Source organism: Pseudoalteromonas sp. 2CM41L (genome assembly GCF_023161905.1).
GTDB classification, from domain to species: domain Bacteria; phylum Pseudomonadota; class Gammaproteobacteria; order Enterobacterales; family Alteromonadaceae; genus Pseudoalteromonas; species Pseudoalteromonas atlantica.
Genome location: NZ_JALNTN010000006.1, coordinates 107,276 through 124,490, shown reverse-complemented (window position 1 = coordinate 124,490; position 17,215 = coordinate 107,276). Strand labels below are relative to the sequence as shown.

The following is a 17,215-nucleotide window of genomic DNA, read 5'->3' as shown; positions in this document are numbered from 1 at the left end:
CTTTAATAAGCTCATTAATTAATCTACTACAGTATTTTAAATATGAACATAGCAAAAGTGTTAACTGCTTACGCCACCCAAGATGGTGATGGTGTAAACATAAGTCGGATAGCTGGTTTTGATGGCAAATATCTCGATCCTTTTTTAATGATTGATGAGCTAAAGTCTAACAATGAAAGTGACTATATTGGTGGCTTTCCACCGCACCCTCATCGCGGCATTGAAACCTTTACGTACATTATTAAAGGTGGCTTTGAACACCAAGATCAAATGGGTAACAAAAAAGCGATCCGATCTGGTGATGTACAATGGATGAGTACAGGTAGAGGCGTAATGCACAGTGAAATGCCACTGACAGATGCAAAAGAGGGGCTGCATGGCTTTCAAATTTGGATCAATATGCCCAGTGGCGAAAAAATGCGTGCGCCACGTTATCAAGATACTACACAAAATCCAGCGCCTGAAGTCACTAACAAGCACGGCGTGAGCTTTAAAGCTCTTGCGGGTAATTGGCAGTTTGAAGATTGTACGTTAACGTCGAGTTTGCAAAGCTTAGCGGCCAATGCTGCACTGGCCAATGTTACTCTCCCCGTTAATACACGCATGCAGTTAGCAGGGCTTAAACAACGTAAAGTGATGATTTATGTTCATACAGGTGAGCTTATTACAGGTGACGAGCAAACATTTAATGCTGGCAAGTTGCTTATATTAAGTGAAAACAGTGACATTGATATATCTTCACAAAAGGGGGCGGGGATGCTTATTTTAGCGGGTGACCCACTTGAGCAACCTATTGCACATATGGGCCCATTTGTAATGACCACGCAAGAGGAAATTAAACAAGCGGTGCGCGATTATCAAAACGGTGAATTTGGCAACATTTAATAGTTAATTGAGGAGGTTATTATGGGTTTATTAGTTGATGGTCAATGGCAAGACAAATGGTACGACACCGACTCGAATAATGGTAAATTCAAACGCGAAGCAGCGCAGCTTCGTAATTGGATCACAGAAGATGGCAGCCCTGGACCTACAGGAAGTGGTGGGTTTAAAGCGCAAGCAAATCGCTACCACTTATATGTTGCCTTAGCGTGCCCGTGGGCGCACCGCACACTTATATTCAGACAGCTAAAAGGCCTAAGTGATATTATTAGCGTATCGGTAGTCAGCCCAGATATGTTAGATAAGGGGTGGAGCTTTGATAAAGATAACCTCAGTAGCGGCGATGATTTATTTAATAGTGAATACTTACATCAAATTTATACTAAGCACGATGAAAATTACAGTGGGCGAGTAACTGTGCCTGTGCTTTGGGATAAGCAGCAAAATAAAATTGTTAGTAATGAATCTGCAGATATTATTCGTATGTTTAATACCGCATTTAATGAAATTACGAATAATACGGGTGACTATTACCCACAATCACTACAAGCTGATATTGACGAAATTAACGACCTTGTTTATACCAATATTAATAATGGGGTATATAAAGCGGGTTTTGCAACCACACAAACAGCATACGAAGATGCATTTACTGCGTTATTTAAAGCACTTGATAAAGTAGAGGGCATACTAAGTAAAAATCGCTACCTGATGGGAGGCACGTTAACTGAAGCGGATTGGCGTTTATTTACCACACTCATTCGGTTCGATAGCGTGTATGTAGGGCATTTTAAGTGTAATTTACGCACCATTGAAAGCTACCCAGCGCTGAGTAACTATGTACGTGAGTTATACCAAATAGAGGGAGTAGCCAGTACGGTTAACCTTGAGCATATTAAGCGGCATTACTATTTTAGCCACACAATGATCAACCCAACGCAAATTATACCAAAAGGGCCGGCGTTAAACTTTAGCCAAAACCATAATAGAGACGAGTTGGGCTAAGAGGTATTAGAAGGCATTAAAGTAAGCGGCAATTGCACTTTTAAAAAAGCTTTTATAAATGCAATTGCTGCTATGCAAATAACTTTACCAGCCAGCCGTATTTTCGCACAAAGCTGGTTTCGCTTTTGCCAGCTTGAACCGTTGCTCCGGCTAAAAAGGCTGATGCCAATCCTACCTTGGTGGCTGCAAAGCGCTTAAAGCGATACTTTATTGCTGCATGGTGCTGGCGCTTTAATGCATGCTGTAAATCCATTTGCTTATTTAACGTGTCAACGTTCTCATTGGGTTCTTTAATTAGAAAATTAACGAGCATGGTTATTTCCTTATAGATTTAAAAGTTGCTTTAAACTTTTAATCGTTTTACTAAAGCCAATTTTATTGCTTAGGTATACGGTATTTCGCCAAAGCCAAATTAAACAAATTATTTGCGCGAGTGCAGCAGTAGCAAAGCTAAGCCAAACCGAGCCAAATAAATCATATACACCGTAGCCAATTGCACCTAATAAGCCGGCCCACAACAAAATCAAACCACTGGCAAAACATCCTAAAAATATAGTGATCAACGCCATTGATCGTAACGACAGCTTCCACTCAGCCTTTGCAAGTTGGTGGGTAAGCTTTCCTTGCGTTTTATAATCCTCCTTGAGCTGGTCAGAGTATTCAATGATCTTTGCTATATGATCCTGCCAATCATCCTTTTGGCTAGGGTCATCAGTTGTTTGATTTTGAGCATTACCGTCCGTGGTTGCTGTTGTTTGTGAGCTACTCATTATTTATTACTTACGACGAAATAATGACGTTACAAGCATACCCGCCGCAAAAGCAATACCCGCTGTTGCTAGCGGATTTTCTGAGGCAAAAGCACGCGTTTTTGCGCTGCACTCAGTTAGTTTTTCACGAGCAATAAGTTGTTTTTCGCTTAGTGCTTCTGCAGAGCTTGAAGCGCCTTTACGTACGCTTGACTCAGCAACTGATGCCTTGCTTGAAAGTGCATCTACTGCATCGTGTGCTACAGACGTTGCTTTTTCAGTCAACGGTGCCTCACTCTCTTTTTGTTTAAGATCAGGTTTCATGTTTGTTTCAGTATTCGGTTTTGTATTTGTTGCAGTAGCCATAATCAATCCTTAATAAATAAAATAAAAAAATTTAACTGGTGCTATAGCAGAAGCAACGATTAAACCAATCATTAAAAATAATTTAACCACTTGATTTTATTGTTTTTATATATTTAAGGTAGGGTGCGGTAGATTAAATAAAAAGCAGCATGAAGTAAGTATTGCTGCTGTGCTAAGTAAATTTTACATGGCTATAAACCTAGGGCCTGTTTACCTTTCGAGATTTAATTTGCAGCAGTCTGTTTGGGATTTAGGCAAGGTAGAGCCTATGTAGTGTGGTTATTCCCCATAAATAGGCGATAACGACGTATAAATGTCAAACAGGCGCTGCCCGAAGGGTTCTGCCTAGGGGGCATTTACTCTCTGTTACTCGGTTTTTACTTAGCCCACTAGGTTACAAACCTCACGCCGCGATTAAATACCCCCTAGATTGAACAAATTATAATCCTTAAAGGTCAACAGGCCCTAGATTCATTTTTTTGTAATTATTCATTGATTATTCAGTAAGCAAATTATGTAAACCAAACGTTATTAGCATCGCTTTAAAAAAATTTTATCTACTACCTCCACTTTTTCCCACGTAATTCAATCGCTTTGCGTAAAGCCTTATTTTTTCTAGCTTAGCGAGACGTTAAAGCTGGTCAGCTTACTTGACAAAAAGGCTTGTCAAGCCCTAAACTGGAGCACTGTGGTAAAAAGTGGTTTTTAGTGGATCTAACTGGATCAAATTAATCGAAACTCGATTACACAATTTAAAAGTAGGCTTTTTATGTTTCGTGGCGCTAGTTCACTGAGCTTGGATGATAAAGGACGTTTTGCGGTACCGACTAAGTACCGAGACGCTTTGCTGTCTGAAGATCAAGGAACGGTAATATGTACCATTGCGCTAAACGAGCCGTGTTTATGGTTGTATCCTCTTGCACAGTGGCAAGAAATAGAAAGCCGCTTATCTAAAATCTCTAATATGAATCCACGCGCTCGCCGAATGCAACGTATGTTGTTAGGTAATGCCACAGAGTATCAACTTGATAAAAATGGTCGAATTTTGCTGGCGCCTTCATTGCGTAGCCACGCAGAACTTGGCAAAAAGATCATGCTAGTTGGTTTAATGAATAAATTTGAAATTTGGGATGAAGCGCGTTGGCACGAACAAATGCGCCAAGACACTGAGCTGGAAAGGCTCGGCGATTTTGAAGCAAACCAAGATTTAGATAATTTCACACTCTGACGGCACTAAAAAAGGCAAACACAAGCTAATGACTGCGCAATTTGAACACGTATCCGTATTAATGGACGAAACCATCGATGCTCTTGCAATTAAGCCAGACGGCATATACATGGATGGTACTTTTGGACGTGGCGGACACTCAGGTCAAATACTTGCTCGACTTGGTGAGCAAGGGCGTTTACAGGCCATTGATCAAGACCCACAAGCAATAAAATCGGCTGAAAAATTTGCCGATGACGCACGCTTTGCTATAGCTCACACCCGCTTTTCTAACTTATACGATGTAGCAGAGCAAAACGATCTGTTAGGTAAAGTTGATGGCATTTTATTAGATATTGGCGTGTCCTCACCCCAGCTTGATGACGCAGAGCGTGGCTTTAGCTTTATGAAAGACGGCCCTCTTGATATGCGCATGGACCCAACAAGTGGGCGCAGTGCAGCGCAGTGGCTAGCCGAAGCTGAGCTTGAAGACATTACCCATGTAATTAAAACCTACGGTGAAGAAAAATTCGGTAAGCGTATTGCCCACAAAGTACTTGAGGTAAGAGAGCACACGCCAATTACTACAACCAAGCAACTTGCCGATTTAGTCGATGAAGCGGTGCCCGTTAAAGATAAATTTAAACACCCAGCCACACGTACATTTCAGGCAATCAGAATTTACATAAACAGTGAACTGGAAGAAATTCAAACCGCACTGCAAGCCGCTGTAAAAGTATTAAAGCCAGGTGGGCGTTTAGTGGTTATTTCGTTTCATTCACTTGAAGACAGAATAGTGAAGCAATTTATTAGAAAACAGAGTAAGGGAGAAGCGATACCCAGAGGTCTGCCTTTAACCGACGCACAAATAAATAAAAACCTGACGTTAAAAGCAGTGGGTAAAGCTATTAAACCAAGTGCTGAAGAAATTGAGCGTAATCCACGCTCTCGCAGCTCAGTACTTAGGATTGCACAGAGGCTTGGATGAACACTAAAGCGAATCATCGCCAACCCAATTTATTTTTAGAAATATTAAAAGGCCTAGGAGCTAACAAGCTAACCTCGGCCTTGTTGGTTGTGATATTCGCTTCAAGCTTTGCAGTAGTGCAGGTTACGCACTCGGCTCGCGCGCAGCTAATTAAGCAAGATACGCTGCTACAAGAGCGAGATGAGCTCGACCTTGAATGGCGTTATTTACTTGTAGAAGAAGAGTTTTATTCGCAGCATGCGCGCATTGAAGAAGTTGCTACCACGCAGCTTCAAATGAAGCGCCCTACCAGTCAGGATGAACAGGTAATAATAATACAATGAGAAATCGCGGCAAAAAACAGGTCAATAACTTAATCACATGGCGCTTTATGTTGGTGTGCACTGTGGTGTTTTTAGTGTTTGTAACACTGGTGTCGCGTGCTGCCTATTTACAAGTTATTGAGCCAGATAAAGCCCGTTCAGAAAGCGATAAACGCACCGTGCGTGTAGAAAAACTACATGTACAACGCGGTATGATCTTCGATCGTCAAGGCAAAGAGCTTGCTGTAAGTGTGCCTGTAGTCAGTGTGTATGCCGATCCTAAAGCATTGCATAAGTCACTTGTTGCTAAAGTTATAAAACAAGCACGTAAAAACGGTGAAGATCATAAAACGCTTGCAGAAAATGCCGCTGAGCTTGATAAGCGTACCTCTGTTTATTATGAAAATGATCTGCGTTGGCGTGAGCTGGCAGATGTATTACGTATCGATCCTAAAAAAATAAATTCGCGTTTATTAAATGATCCCACCCGTCGTTTTGTGTATTTAAAGCGCCAAGTTACACCGGCTGTTGCCAACTACATTAGCCAATTACGCTTACCTGGTATTCATTTGTTAGATGAGTCTAAACGTTATTACCCCGCGGGAGAGGTAACGGCCCACATTATTGGTTTTACAAATATTGATGGAAAAGGCATAGAAGGCATTGAAAAACTCTACGAAAATGCCTTAACAGGCGAAGAAGGCCGTCGCACTATTCGTAAAGATGCTCAAGGCCGCGAAGTTGAAGTATTAGATGAGCGTGAGCGTGTAGAGCCTGAAAATATTCAGCTGAGTATTGATCAACGTATTCAAGCAATTGCTTATAAAGCAGTAAAATCTGCTGTACTCACCTATAAAGCGACATCGGGGTCGGCCATGGTGGTTGATGTTAAAACCGGTGAAGTTTTGGCCATGGTAAATAGCCCATCATTTAATCCAAATAATTTGAACGATGCACAACCACATAAGCGCCGTAACCGCGCAATTACCGATTTGTTTGAACCAGGCTCAACCGTTAAGCCACTAGCCATTTTAGCTGGGCTAGACTACGGCGCAATTAAAGCCGACGACACCATTGATACCTACCCAGGTTGGATGCGTTTAGGCGGCAGTTTAGTAAAAGATACCCGTAACCACGGTGAAATGACGCTTCGCGAAATTTTAAAGTATTCATCAAACATGGGCGTCGCAAAGGTAACGCAGCAAGTACCTAAAGATTACTTAGTTGGCTTATATCAAAAAGTGGGCTTTGGTAGCGATACCGGCACAGGCATGGTTGGCGAAAGTAGTGGTTTATTTTATCCAAACCGCCGCTGGTCTGACTTTGAAATTGCCACGTTATCGTTTGGTTATGCTATTTCGGTAAGTACGGCGCAAATGGCCCGTTTTTACACCATGTTAGGTGCCGGTGGGATTAATCGTCCGTTAACGATTTTAAAGCAAGACGGTGTGCCAGAAGGCGAGCGTATTTTTAAACAAAAAGACGTAGAAGCCGTTGTTCACATGATGGAAAGCGTGTTTGAAAAAGACGGTACAGCCCGAAACATAAAAGTAGATGGCTATCGCGCGGCAGGCAAAACCGGTACTTCTAAAAAGGCGGTTGCTGGTGGTTACGGTGATGAATACGTAGGTTATTTTGCAGGTGTAGCACCGGCAAGTAATCCACGCTTGGCTGTGGTAGTGATGATAAATGAGCCCGGTGGCGATGTGTACTATGGAGGTGCCACCGCAGGCCCTGCATTTGCAGAAATCGTCTCTAACGCATTAAGAATATTAAACGTAGCCCCTGATAAGGAAGAAGTGGCTTACGTAAAAGGTAAAGATAACGATGCGTGATTTAAAGGCTATTTTAAAATACATCGACATAGATGCACCTTCGCAGCTAGTTAAAGATTTACGCCTTGATAGCCGTGATGTAACCCCTGGCGATGTATTTGTGGCTATAAAAGGCCATGCGCTTGATGGCGGACAGTTTATTGCCAAAGCAATTGAAAACGGCGCTACAGCCATTATTGCCGATAGACTGTGCGAATTTGATGTCACTTTTGAGCCACTGTATTTAGTAACTGAGCTTGATAAAAAACTCCCAGAGCTAGCGAGTCAATTTTATGAAAACCCAAGCCAATCTCTCGATTTAATTGGTGTAACGGGCACTAATGGCAAATCTACAACAACGGCTATGATGGCGCATTTAGCGCAGTTTTGTAGTACCCCTTCGGCCATTATAGGCACATTAGGTTATGGCCACCCCGATACACTTACGCCACTTATTAATACCACGCCTTCGGCTGTTGACTTGCAGCACATATTGCATGACTTAAAACAGCAGCATAAAAAGCTTGTGGCGATGGAGGTTTCATCGCACGGGTTAGTGCAACAGCGTGTGGCACAATGCCAATTTAAAGCGGCGGTATTTACTAATTTATCGCGCGATCACCTTGATTACCATGGCGATATGGCAAGTTATGGCGACGCCAAGCTTATGCTGTTTCGCGATTTTGACCCACAGTTAGTGGTGCTAAATCAAGACGATGGGCAAGCAGAGCAATGGCTTGAAAAATACAGTTTTAATAATCTCATTTGTTATGGTCGTAAAAATTTAGCACCTAAAAATGCACAGTATGTGTATTTTTCTGATGTTGAATATTCTAAAAATGGTATTTCGGCGCAATTGAGCACAAGTTGGGGCGATATTAGCGTAACATCGCCTCTATTTGGTGAGTTTAACTTATATAATTTAACTGCGGCACTGGCAACATTGTTGGGGCTAGGTTATCCGCTTGAGCAGTTAGCCGCCGGATGCGCGCATTTGCACTCCGTTGCTGGGCGTATGCAAGCGTTTAGCGAAGTTAATTTACCCACGTGCGTTGTTGATTACGCCCATACGCCTGATGCACTTGCTCTGGCTTTACAAGCATTGCAAAAGCATGTGCCTGGTGGGGTTAGTTGTGTTTTTGGTTGTGGCGGCGACAGAGATAAAGGTAAGCGTGCCTTAATGGCGCAAGCGGCAGAGCAAAATGCAGATAAGGTTATTGTTACCAGCGACAATCCGCGTTCAGAAAACCCAGATGCTATTTTGGCAGATGTGGCAGCGGGTTTATCGCAGCCTGAAAAAGCCCATTTAGAGGCTGACAGAGCAAAAGCCATTCGCTATGCAATAGAAAATGCAAATGCGGATGACGTTATTTTAATTGCCGGCAAAGGCCACGAGGATTACCAAATTATTGGCGATCAACGTATCGACTTTTGCGATCGCAGTTATGTAAAAGAACAACTAAAAAAAGCAGTAAGAGGGATAACTCAATGATCCCAATGGACTTTGATTGGCTGGCAAATGTGCTAGCAACCGATTATCAAGGTGATAATCTCAATGTAGTAAATATTAATACCGATACCCGCAGCATTTGCGACGGTGAGGTGTTTTTAGCTTTAAAAGGGCCTAATTTTGATGGCCATAAATTTATTGCTGACGCTAAACAAAAAGGCGCTATTGGCGTTATTGTTCAGCATAAAGTAGATGTAGATATTGTGCAGTTTGTTGTTAGCGATACCCGTATTGCATTAGGCAATATAGGTGCAGCAGTTATGGCGCAGGTTAACCCTAAAACCATTGCCATTACTGGCAGCGTGGGTAAAACAACGGTAAAAGAAATGTGCGGCGCTATTTTATCGGTGCACGGAGATGTGCTTGCTACAAAAGGTAATTTTAATAACGATATTGGCGTACCGCTAACGCTATTACGTTTAGAGCCACAGCACCGTTTTGCTGTTATAGAGCTTGGCGCTAATCATTTAGGCGAAATTGCTTACACTACCGCCATGGCAAAACCCGATGTAGCTGTGGTGTGTAATGTGGCCGCTGCGCATTTAGAAGGCTTTGGTAGCCTAATGGGGGTTGCTAAGGCAAAAGGTGAGATTTTTGATGGCCTAAAAGACGATGGCGTTGCCATTGTTAACTGCGATAGCGAATTTAGCCAATACTGGCTTGATAAATTAAAAGGGCGCACTGTTAAATGTTTTTCAAGTACTGAAAAACTTGATATTTGGGCTGAAAATATCAGCCTAGACGAAAACGCTCGCGCGAGCTTTTTATTGTGTACACAAGATCAAAAAGTACCAGTAACGCTTGCTCTTCCTGGTAAGCACAACGTGAGCAACGCGCTTATTGCCGCGGCTTTAACCAGCGAGTTTGATGTATCACTTGAAGAGATAGCCACCGCACTTGCCACCATGGGCGATGTGAAGGGGCGGGTAAACTTAATAAAAGTAAGTGATTCACTGACCGTTATTGATGATACCTACAATGCAAATGTTAAGTCGGTAAAAGCAGCAATTGATTTATTAAGTGATATTCAAGGGCACCGTATTTTAGCACTGGGCGATATGGGAGAGCTTGGTGAGCAAGCCAGAACTTATCATCAAGAAGTAGGCGAATACGCAAAACAACAAGGCATTGATGAGCTGTATACGCTGGGTGTGTTAAGTAAATACGCAAGCGATGTATTTGATAAGCCAAACCGTCATTTTTCTAACCGAGAAGAGATGCTCAAGCAAATTCAAACCAGTCTTAATAACACAAACAATAAAACCACGCTTGTGGTGAAAGGATCGCGCAGTTCTCGCATGGAATTATTAGTAACCGATTTAGTAAATGGCCAGCAACAAGCCATCAATGGAGTATCATAATGTTAGTTTGGCTGGCAGAGTATTTAACCCAATATTACAGTGGCTTTAATGTTTTTTCGTATTTAACCTTACGTGCCATTTTAGGCATATTAACAGCGTTAATGATGTCGCTTTATTTTGGCCCTAAGCTAATTCGTTCGTTACAAAAAATGCAAATTGGCCAAGTAGTACGTGATGATGGCCCCGAATCTCACTTATCTAAAAAAGGCACTCCTACTATGGGAGGCTTACTTATTTTAGGCGCCATATTTACCAGCACCTTATTATGGGCTGATTTATCAAACAAATACGTATGGGCAACCTTATTTGTAATTGGCTCATTAGGTTTAGTGGGCTTTATAGACGACTACCGCAAAGTAATACGCAAAGACCCTAAAGGGTTAATTGCTAAATGGAAGTATTTTTGGCAATCGGTTATTGCTCTAGTGGTGGCAACTGCACTGTATGCAACGAGTACACAAGCATCAGAAACCTCACTTGTGGTGCCATTTTTTAAAGATGTATTGCCACAACTAGGCTTGTTTTACATTGTAATTACTTACTTTGCATTAGTGGGTACTTCAAACGCGGTAAATCTGACTGATGGCTTAGATGGCCTGGCGATTGTGCCGACTATTTTAGTGGCTGCTGCACTGGCGATAATTGCTTATTTAACCGGTAACATTAACTTTTCGGCTTACTTACATATCCCGCATTTACCGCTTGCTAGTGAGCTGGTGGTTGTGTGTACCGCTATTGTTGGCGCTGGGTTAGGCTTTTTATGGTTTAACACATACCCAGCACAAGTGTTTATGGGTGATGTAGGGTCGCTGGCACTTGGCGGCGCTCTGGGCATTATTGCTATTTTAGTACGCCAAGAGTTACTGCTTATTATTATGGGCGGCGTGTTTGTAATGGAAGCTTTATCGGTAATTTTACAAGTGGGCTCATACAAATTACGCGGACAGCGCATTTTTAGAATGGCGCCGATTCATCATCATTACGAGCTAAAAGGTTGGCCAGAGCCACGTGTTATTGTGCGCTTTTGGATAATTTCAATTGTGCTAGTACTTGCTGGCCTTGCGACATTAAAGATTCGATAAATGCAGTATTTAAACGAGATAAAAAACAAACATATAACAGTGCTCGGACTCGGTGTAACCGGTCTGGGCATTGTGCGTTTTTTATTATCTCATGGTTTTGCACCAAAAGTCGTTGATAGCCGTGTTGCGCCACCAGGTATGGATTGGCTTAACGAGCATGCTCCTGAGCTTAATACGCATTTTGGTGATTTAGCTAGCGCCGCGCTTTGTAAAACCGACATGATCATCATAAGCCCCGGGCTTAGCTTAAAAATTCCCGCAATTGCTCAAGCAATAGAGTCAGGCATTGAAGTAATTGGTGATGTAGAGCTGTTTGCTCGTATAAATACAAAACCGGTTGTTGCTGTTACAGGCTCTAATGGTAAATCAACCGTTGTTACCTTGGCCTACGAGGTATTAAAAGCAGCAGATTATAAGGTGGCATTAGGTGGCAATATTGGCACTGCGGTATTGGATTTACTAAGTGATGATTTTGATGTGTATGTGCTGGAGCTTTCGAGTTTTCAGCTGGATACCTGCTCAAGTTTAAAACCAATAAGCGCAGCGGTATTAAATATATCTGAAGATCATTTAGATCGATACGACAGCTACCAAGCTTATATCAACTCTAAATTAAGTATTTATAACAATGCTGAGCTTTTAGTAACCAACGCAGATGATATTCAAACTAAGCCTATTAGTCGCGCTTTAGCGCCGCAAATGAGCTTTGGCACCGACCAAGGTGATTACCACTTAGCTGAGCGCAATAATGAGCTGCACTTTATAGTAAAAGGCGAGGCGTACTTACCTGTTAGCACGCTTACGGTCGTTGGTAAGCACAATTACTTAAATACACTTGCGGTTATGGCGTTATTAAGCCCGTTTGATATTAGTAAAGAGCAGTACGCAGCGGCGCTTTGTCAATTTAATGGTTTAGCGCACCGTTGCCAGTTTGTTGATGAGCAACATGGTGTTCAATACTTTAACGACTCTAAAGCCACCAATGTTGGCGCCACTATAGCGGCAATAGATAGTTTGGCCACAGATCACGAAAACCTGATTGTTATAGCCGGTGGTGATGCTAAAGGCGCTGATTTAAGTGCGTTAAAGCCATATATAAAAAGTCATGTAAAAGCGCTTGTATGCTTTGGTAAAGATGCAGCAGAGCTTGCTGCTTTAACGAGTAAATCGCACTTAGTAAAAACAATGCAAGAGGCGGTATCGCTCGCTAAAGTACTTAGCAAACGCGGTGACATTGTATTACTTGCCCCTGCCTGTGCCAGCATTGATATGTATAACAACTACATGCAACGCGGTGATGACTTTGTGCAATGTGTAATGGAAGGGCAATTATGATTGCCTTTGCCGATTTAAAAGAAACACTCACCCCAAAACCCTCAGCACAGCTTTACGATGTGCCACTGCTTTATTGCATGTTAATGCTTATAGGGGTGGGTTTTATAATGGTGACCAGCGCCTCAATGCCTACAGCCGAAAGGCTGTTTGATAACTCATACCATATTACCATTCGCCACAGCATGTTTTTAGCGATGGCATTTGTTTTATTTTGGATTGCTGCCAGCGTGCCTATGGATTGGTGGAAACGCTCAAACCCGTATTTGTTGCTGCTTGGTATGGTGCTACTTATTGCTGTGTTAATAATAGGCCGCGAAGTCAACGGCGCTAAGCGTTGGATACCCATTGGGCCTGTTGGTTTTCAGGTGGCCGAGGCCGCTAAATTATACTTTTTCAGTTATATAGCAGGCTACTTGGTAAGAAAGCGCGAAGAAGTACAAGAAAATATTAAAGGCTTTGCTAAGCCTATCGCTGTATTTGCGGTCTATGCCTTACTTATTTTACTGCAGCCCGATTTAGGAACCGTGGTGGTTATGTTTGTAACAACAGTGGGGCTGTTATTTTTGGCCGGCGCAAAGTTATGGCAGTTTTTTGTACTTATTTTAACGGGCGTAGGGCTTGTTGTATTACTGATTATTGTAGAGCCATACAGAATGGCGCGAGTGGTGGGCTTTTTAGACCCTTGGGAAGACCCATTTGGTAAAGGGTATCAGTTAGTGCAGTCGCTTATGGCCTACAGCCAAGGTGGCTGGTTTGGCCAAGGGTTAGGTAACAGCGTGCAAAAGTTACAGTATTTACCCGAGGCGCATAACGATTTTATTTTTGCCGTTATAGGTGAAGAGCTAGGCCTTGTAGGTGTAGCAAGTATTTTATGTGTGTTGGCTGTGTTTGTATTTAGGGCGCTTTTAATAGGCCAACAAGCTTTAAAATGTGGCAAAGAATACGAAGGCTATTTTGCGTTTGCTATTGGCATTTGGTTTGCGTTTCAAACCATGGTTAATGTAGGCGCCAGTGCAGGGTTATTACCGACTAAAGGGTTAACCTTGCCGTTTATTTCGTATGGTGGTTCAAGTTTATTAATAATGACGATTGCCACCGGTATTTTATTGCGTGTTGATTTTGAAACCAAAATGGCAACCAAACAAGCCACCTCACGCGGAGGTAAGCGATGAGTAAAAAATTAGTAGTTGTGGCCGGTGGTACAGGCGGGCATATATTCCCAGGTATTGCTGTAGCCGATTATTTAAAAGAGCAAGGCTGGCAAGTAAGCTGGATAGGCACGCCAGACAGAATGGAAGCGGATGTTGTACCAAAGCACAACATTGAAATTGATTTTATTAATGTAAAGGGCGTACGCGGTAATGGCTTAAAGCGTCTTATTAAAGCCCCATTCATGGTACTTAATGCAATATTGCAGGCGCGTAAGGTATTGAAATCTCAGCAACCTGATGTAGTGCTTGCTATGGGCGGCTATGTAACCGGGCCAACCGGCATTGCCGCTAAAAGTTTAGGCATTCCACTGGTGATTCATGAGCAAAATGCAGTAGCAGGAATGAGCAACAAGTGGTTGGCAAAATTTGCTAACAGAGTACTTGCTGCGTTTCCAAGCGCCTTTGCACCAGGGCAAGCCGAATTAGTCGGTAACCCAGTACGTGCAAGCGTTGCTAATGTAGCTAAACGTGATGTTTCAAGCCCTATTAATATTTTAGTGGTGGGAGGCTCGCTAGGCGCACAAGTGCTTAACCAAACACTGCCAGAGGCGTTTAATTTACTTGCTAAAACAGCGCCAATTAAAATGTGGCACCAAACAGGTAAAGGCCATATTGAGGGCGTAAAAAGCGCGTATGCGAAAAGCAACATTGCAGATGAAGACCTAAAAGTTGCTGAATTTATAGATGATATGGACGCCGCCTACGCGTGGGCCGATATTGTTATTTGCCGTGCTGGTGCACTGACTGTTAGTGAAATTGCCGCCGCGGGTAAAATGGCTGTGTTTGTGCCGTTTCCACATGCGGTAGACGATCATCAAACCGCCAACGCAAAATATTTAGTAACCGCAAATGGCGCGCTTTTAATGCCTCAGCCGCAGTTTAATAAAGATTCAATAGTTGAGCTATTAAACCCGTATTTGGCAAAGCCTATATTAATTAAACAAATGGCCAGCAATGCTAAGCAGCAAGCCATTTTAGATGCCACAGCAAGCGTTGCTTCGCACTGTGAGCAAGTAACAAATAAGAGAAAATAAGTGAAAGATAAGTCAATACAAGAACAACAAACTCGACCTGCTATGCGTCGAATAGAAACCATCCATTTTATTGGTATTGGTGGTGCGGGTATGGGCGGCATTGCTGAAGTACTGGCTTTTGAAGGCTATCGCATTACAGGCTCAGATATAGCGCACAGCGCAATGACCGAACGCTTAATTAAAGCCGGTGCAGAAGTATTTATAGGCCATCACGAAAACAACGTAAAAGATGCCAACGTAGTTGTTGTTTCAAGTGCTATTGATGAAACAAACCCTGAGATTATTGCTGCAAAAGCAGCGCGTATACCGGTAGTTCGCCGTGCAGAAATGCTTGCCGAATTAATGCGTTTTCGCCATGGCATTGCTATTGCGGGCACACATGGTAAAACCACTACAACCAGTTTAATTGCCAGCATTTATGCTCAGGCAGGGCTTGATCCTACTTTTATTATTGGCGGCTTATTAAATAGTGCGGGCAGTAACGCAAAAGTGGGCAAGAGCGACTTTTTAATTGCTGAGGCAGATGAAAGCGATGCATCGTTTTTACATTTACAGCCTATGGTATCGGTGATCACCAATATTGAAGAAGATCACATGGAAACCTATGGCGGCAGCCTTGAGAAAATGAAAGACACTTATGTGGACTTTATTCATAATCTGCCATTTTATGGCTTAGCCGTAGTGTGCATAGACTCGCAGGTAGCAAGTGAGTTGATCCCGCGTTTTGGTCGCCCTGTGATCACGTATGGCGAGTCAAAAGATGCCGACTACCGCATGAGCGATTTTAGCCAATCAGCAAGTACTTGTACTTTTACAGTGACACATAAAAGCGGTGAAAGCTTAAGTGCAACGCTTAATATGCCAGGTAAGCACAACGCACTGAATGCCACGGCGGCAATTGCAGTGGCTAAAGATCAAAACATTGCTAACCACGCAATTTTAGAGGCGCTGCAAAAATTTGAAGGCATAGGACGACGCTTCCAGCATTATGGCAATTTTGAAAATGAGCGCGGCAATGTCATGCTGGTGGATGATTACGGACATCACCCATCAGAAGTTGCTGCCACCATTGCAGCGGTACGCGAAGGCTGGCCAGAAAAGCGTTTAGTTATGGTTTATCAACCGCACAGGTTTACCCGTACACGCGATTTATACGAAGACTTTGTAAAAGTATTAGCAGATGTAGATCAACTTTTATTACTAGATGTGTACAGTGCCGGCGAAGAGCCTATTGTTGGCGCAGACAGTAAAAGCTTGTGCCGCAGCTTACGTCAGCGCGGAAAAGAGCCTCTACATGTAGCAACGAGCGCAGAGCTTGCTGGTGTATTGGCAGATAACTTACAAAATAACGACTTAGTTTTAACGCAAGGCGCTGGTAATATAGGACAATTGGTTAAAACATTAGCGGCAACAGGTATGTCGGTGGAAAAATTAAAGCAAGGTGAAGTATGACGCAAGAAAACGCGCAATTTGGTAAAGTAGCAGTACTGCTTGGGGGTAACTCAGCAGAGCGCGAAGTGTCACTACGTTCAGGGCAAGCGGTGCTTAATGCACTACAAAATGCCGGCGTTGATGCCATTGCTTTTGACCCGCAAAATCGCTCTTTGTGGGAGCTAAAAGAATTAAAGGTCGATCGTGTTTTTATTGCTTTGCATGGCCGTGGTGGCGAAGACGGTACAGTGCAAGGCGCACTTGAATTTATGAACTTGCCATACACGGGCAGCACTGTATTAGGCTCAGCCTTGGCAATGGATAAAGTCCGTTGTAAGCATTTATTTAAATCTGCAGGGCTAAGCACAGCGCCTTATGCAGTTGTTGATGCTAAAAAAGGCTTTGATGCAAAAGCCATTATGGATGAGTTTAAAAAAGTAATGGTTAAGCCATCGCACGAAGGCTCAAGCATAGGTATGGCGCAAGCAAGTACCGCTCAAGAGCTTGAAGATGCCCTTACACACGCTTTTAAGTTTGATAGCCAAGTATTAGTAGAGCAGTGGATAACTGGGCGCGAATTTACCGTGACGGTATTAGGCGATGAAGTACAGCCTGTGATTGAAATGACGACTCCAAATGGTTTTTACGATTACCAAGCTAAGTATCAATCAAATACAACACAGTATCATTGCCCTGCAGATTTATCGGCGCAAGATACACAGCACTTACAGGCTATCTCGTTAGAGGCGTTTGATTTAGTGGGTGCAAGCGGCTGGGGCCGTGTAGATGCCATGCAAGATGAGCAGGGGAATTTTTATTTATTAGAAGTAAATACAGTCCCTGGCATGACCGAAAAATCGCTGGTGCCCATGGCGGCAAAAGCAAACGGGGCAACATTTGAGCAATTAGTTGTTCGCATTTTGGGGCAAACGCTTTAA

17 protein-coding genes are annotated in these 17,215 nt (G+C 42.9%); 14 read left to right on the top strand and 3 right to left on the bottom strand.

Translation table 11 applies throughout. The annotated features are described in order from the left end of the window. Positions 1-42 precede the first annotated feature (42 nt). Both MTF64_RS09945 and MTF64_RS09940 read left to right on the top strand, forming a co-directional pair. Positions 43-885, top strand: coding sequence for a pirin family protein (locus MTF64_RS09945; protein WP_248451265.1), 843 nt, complete (start codon positions 43-45; stop codon positions 883-885). A gap of 21 nt (positions 886-906) precedes the next feature. Continuing rightward, positions 907-1,887, top strand: a complete 981-nt coding sequence (locus MTF64_RS09940; RefSeq protein ID WP_248451264.1) for a glutathione S-transferase family protein — start codon at positions 907-909, stop codon at positions 1,885-1,887. A gap of 70 nt (positions 1,888-1,957) precedes the next feature. Here the strand turns inward: MTF64_RS09940 and MTF64_RS09935 are convergent, their stop codons facing one another. Genes MTF64_RS09935 through MTF64_RS09925 form a run of 3 tightly spaced genes read right to left on the bottom strand, consistent with a single transcriptional unit; the run spans position 1,958 to position 3,002 of the window. Further along, positions 1,958-2,200, bottom strand: a complete 243-nt coding sequence (locus MTF64_RS09935; RefSeq protein ID WP_004589129.1) for a hypothetical protein — start codon at positions 2,198-2,200, stop codon at positions 1,958-1,960. A gap of 10 nt (positions 2,201-2,210) precedes the next feature. Further along, on the bottom strand, positions 2,211-2,657 hold the full coding sequence (locus MTF64_RS09930; protein ID WP_004589130.1) for a hypothetical protein: 447 nt from the start codon (positions 2,655-2,657) through the stop codon (positions 2,211-2,213). A gap of 6 nt (positions 2,658-2,663) precedes the next feature. Continuing rightward, complete coding sequence (locus MTF64_RS09925; protein WP_004589131.1) at positions 2,664-3,002, bottom strand: hypothetical protein; 339 nt, start codon at positions 3,000-3,002, stop codon at positions 2,664-2,666. 769 nt (positions 3,003-3,771) lie between these two features. Here MTF64_RS09925 and mraZ point away from each other — a divergent pair. Genes mraZ through MTF64_RS09865 form a run of 12 tightly spaced genes read left to right on the top strand, consistent with a single transcriptional unit; the run spans position 3,772 to position 17,215 of the window. Then, positions 3,772-4,230, top strand: a complete 459-nt coding sequence (gene mraZ, locus MTF64_RS09920) for a division/cell wall cluster transcriptional repressor MraZ (RefSeq protein ID WP_004589407.1) — start codon at positions 3,772-3,774, stop codon at positions 4,228-4,230. Between the two features lie 28 nt (positions 4,231-4,258). Further along, positions 4,259-5,197 (top strand): 16S rRNA (cytosine(1402)-N(4))-methyltransferase RsmH, encoded by a 939-nt coding sequence (gene rsmH / locus MTF64_RS09915; RefSeq protein WP_004589408.1) that lies wholly within the window; start codon positions 4,259-4,261, stop codon positions 5,195-5,197. Then, entirely contained in the window at positions 5,194-5,520 is a 327-nt protein-coding gene (gene ftsL / locus MTF64_RS09910; protein ID WP_024033306.1) for a cell division protein FtsL, read from the top strand. Before rsmH ends, ftsL begins: the two co-directional genes overlap by 4 nt. Continuing rightward, entirely contained in the window at positions 5,517-7,334 is a 1,818-nt protein-coding gene (locus tag MTF64_RS09905) for a penicillin-binding transpeptidase domain-containing protein (RefSeq protein ID WP_024033305.1), read from the top strand. The genes ftsL and MTF64_RS09905 overlap by 4 nt, the downstream gene beginning before the upstream one ends. Continuing rightward, complete coding sequence (gene murE / locus MTF64_RS09900; RefSeq protein WP_248451263.1) at positions 7,327-8,805, top strand: UDP-N-acetylmuramoyl-L-alanyl-D-glutamate--2,6-diaminopimelate ligase; 1,479 nt, start codon at positions 7,327-7,329, stop codon at positions 8,803-8,805. The genes MTF64_RS09905 and murE overlap by 8 nt, the downstream gene beginning before the upstream one ends. After that, positions 8,802-10,184: a UDP-N-acetylmuramoyl-tripeptide--D-alanyl-D-alanine ligase gene (gene murF, locus MTF64_RS09895; protein ID WP_248451262.1), complete on the top strand. Its 1,383-nt coding sequence runs from the start codon at positions 8,802-8,804 to the stop codon at positions 10,182-10,184. The genes murE and murF overlap by 4 nt, the downstream gene beginning before the upstream one ends. Next, entirely contained in the window at positions 10,184-11,266 is a 1,083-nt protein-coding gene (mraY, locus tag MTF64_RS09890) for a phospho-N-acetylmuramoyl-pentapeptide-transferase (RefSeq protein ID WP_004589413.1), read from the top strand. The genes murF and mraY overlap by 1 nt, the downstream gene beginning before the upstream one ends. Then, positions 11,267-12,601, top strand: coding sequence for a UDP-N-acetylmuramoyl-L-alanine--D-glutamate ligase (murD, locus tag MTF64_RS09885; protein ID WP_248451260.1), 1,335 nt, complete (start codon positions 11,267-11,269; stop codon positions 12,599-12,601). Then, complete coding sequence (gene ftsW / locus MTF64_RS09880) at positions 12,598-13,773, top strand: cell division protein FtsW (protein WP_004589415.1); 1,176 nt, start codon at positions 12,598-12,600, stop codon at positions 13,771-13,773. The genes murD and ftsW overlap by 4 nt, the downstream gene beginning before the upstream one ends. Further along, positions 13,770-14,846, top strand: a complete 1,077-nt coding sequence (gene murG, locus MTF64_RS09875) for an undecaprenyldiphospho-muramoylpentapeptide beta-N-acetylglucosaminyltransferase (RefSeq protein WP_248451259.1) — start codon at positions 13,770-13,772, stop codon at positions 14,844-14,846. Before ftsW ends, murG begins: the two co-directional genes overlap by 4 nt. After that, complete coding sequence (gene murC / locus MTF64_RS09870) at positions 14,847-16,298, top strand: UDP-N-acetylmuramate--L-alanine ligase (protein WP_004589417.1); 1,452 nt, start codon at positions 14,847-14,849, stop codon at positions 16,296-16,298. Beyond that, a complete protein-coding gene (locus MTF64_RS09865; RefSeq protein WP_126008179.1) occupies positions 16,295-17,215 on the top strand; it encodes a D-alanine--D-alanine ligase in 921 nt (306 codons plus the stop codon). Before murC ends, MTF64_RS09865 begins: the two co-directional genes overlap by 4 nt.

Excerpts from the sequence above, each read along its gene's own strand:
- MTF64_RS09945 (WP_248451265.1), top strand. The coding sequence starts at position 43 with ATGAACATAGCAAAAGTGTTAACTGCTTACGCCACCCAAGATGGTGAT.
- MTF64_RS09940 (WP_248451264.1), top strand. The coding sequence starts at position 907 with ATGGGTTTATTAGTTGATGGTCAATGGCAAGACAAATGGTACGACACC.
- MTF64_RS09935 (WP_004589129.1), bottom strand. The coding sequence starts at position 2,200 with ATGCTCGTTAATTTTCTAATTAAAGAACCCAATGAGAACGTTGACACG.
- MTF64_RS09930 (WP_004589130.1), bottom strand. The coding sequence starts at position 2,657 with ATGAGTAGCTCACAAACAACAGCAACCACGGACGGTAATGCTCAAAAT.
- MTF64_RS09925 (WP_004589131.1), bottom strand. The coding sequence starts at position 3,002 with ATGGCTACTGCAACAAATACAAAACCGAATACTGAAACAAACATGAAA.
- mraZ (WP_004589407.1), top strand. The coding sequence starts at position 3,772 with ATGTTTCGTGGCGCTAGTTCACTGAGCTTGGATGATAAAGGACGTTTT.
- rsmH (WP_004589408.1), top strand. The coding sequence starts at position 4,259 with ATGACTGCGCAATTTGAACACGTATCCGTATTAATGGACGAAACCATC.
- ftsL (WP_024033306.1), top strand. The coding sequence starts at position 5,194 with ATGAACACTAAAGCGAATCATCGCCAACCCAATTTATTTTTAGAAATA.
- MTF64_RS09905 (WP_024033305.1), top strand. The coding sequence starts at position 5,517 with ATGAGAAATCGCGGCAAAAAACAGGTCAATAACTTAATCACATGGCGC.
- murE (WP_248451263.1), top strand. The coding sequence starts at position 7,327 with ATGCGTGATTTAAAGGCTATTTTAAAATACATCGACATAGATGCACCT.
- murF (WP_248451262.1), top strand. The coding sequence starts at position 8,802 with ATGATCCCAATGGACTTTGATTGGCTGGCAAATGTGCTAGCAACCGAT.
- mraY (WP_004589413.1), top strand. The coding sequence starts at position 10,184 with ATGTTAGTTTGGCTGGCAGAGTATTTAACCCAATATTACAGTGGCTTT.
- murD (WP_248451260.1), top strand. The coding sequence starts at position 11,267 with ATGCAGTATTTAAACGAGATAAAAAACAAACATATAACAGTGCTCGGA.
- ftsW (WP_004589415.1), top strand. The coding sequence starts at position 12,598 with ATGATTGCCTTTGCCGATTTAAAAGAAACACTCACCCCAAAACCCTCA.
- murG (WP_248451259.1), top strand. The coding sequence starts at position 13,770 with ATGAGTAAAAAATTAGTAGTTGTGGCCGGTGGTACAGGCGGGCATATA.
- MTF64_RS09865 (WP_126008179.1), top strand. The coding sequence starts at position 16,295 with ATGACGCAAGAAAACGCGCAATTTGGTAAAGTAGCAGTACTGCTTGGG.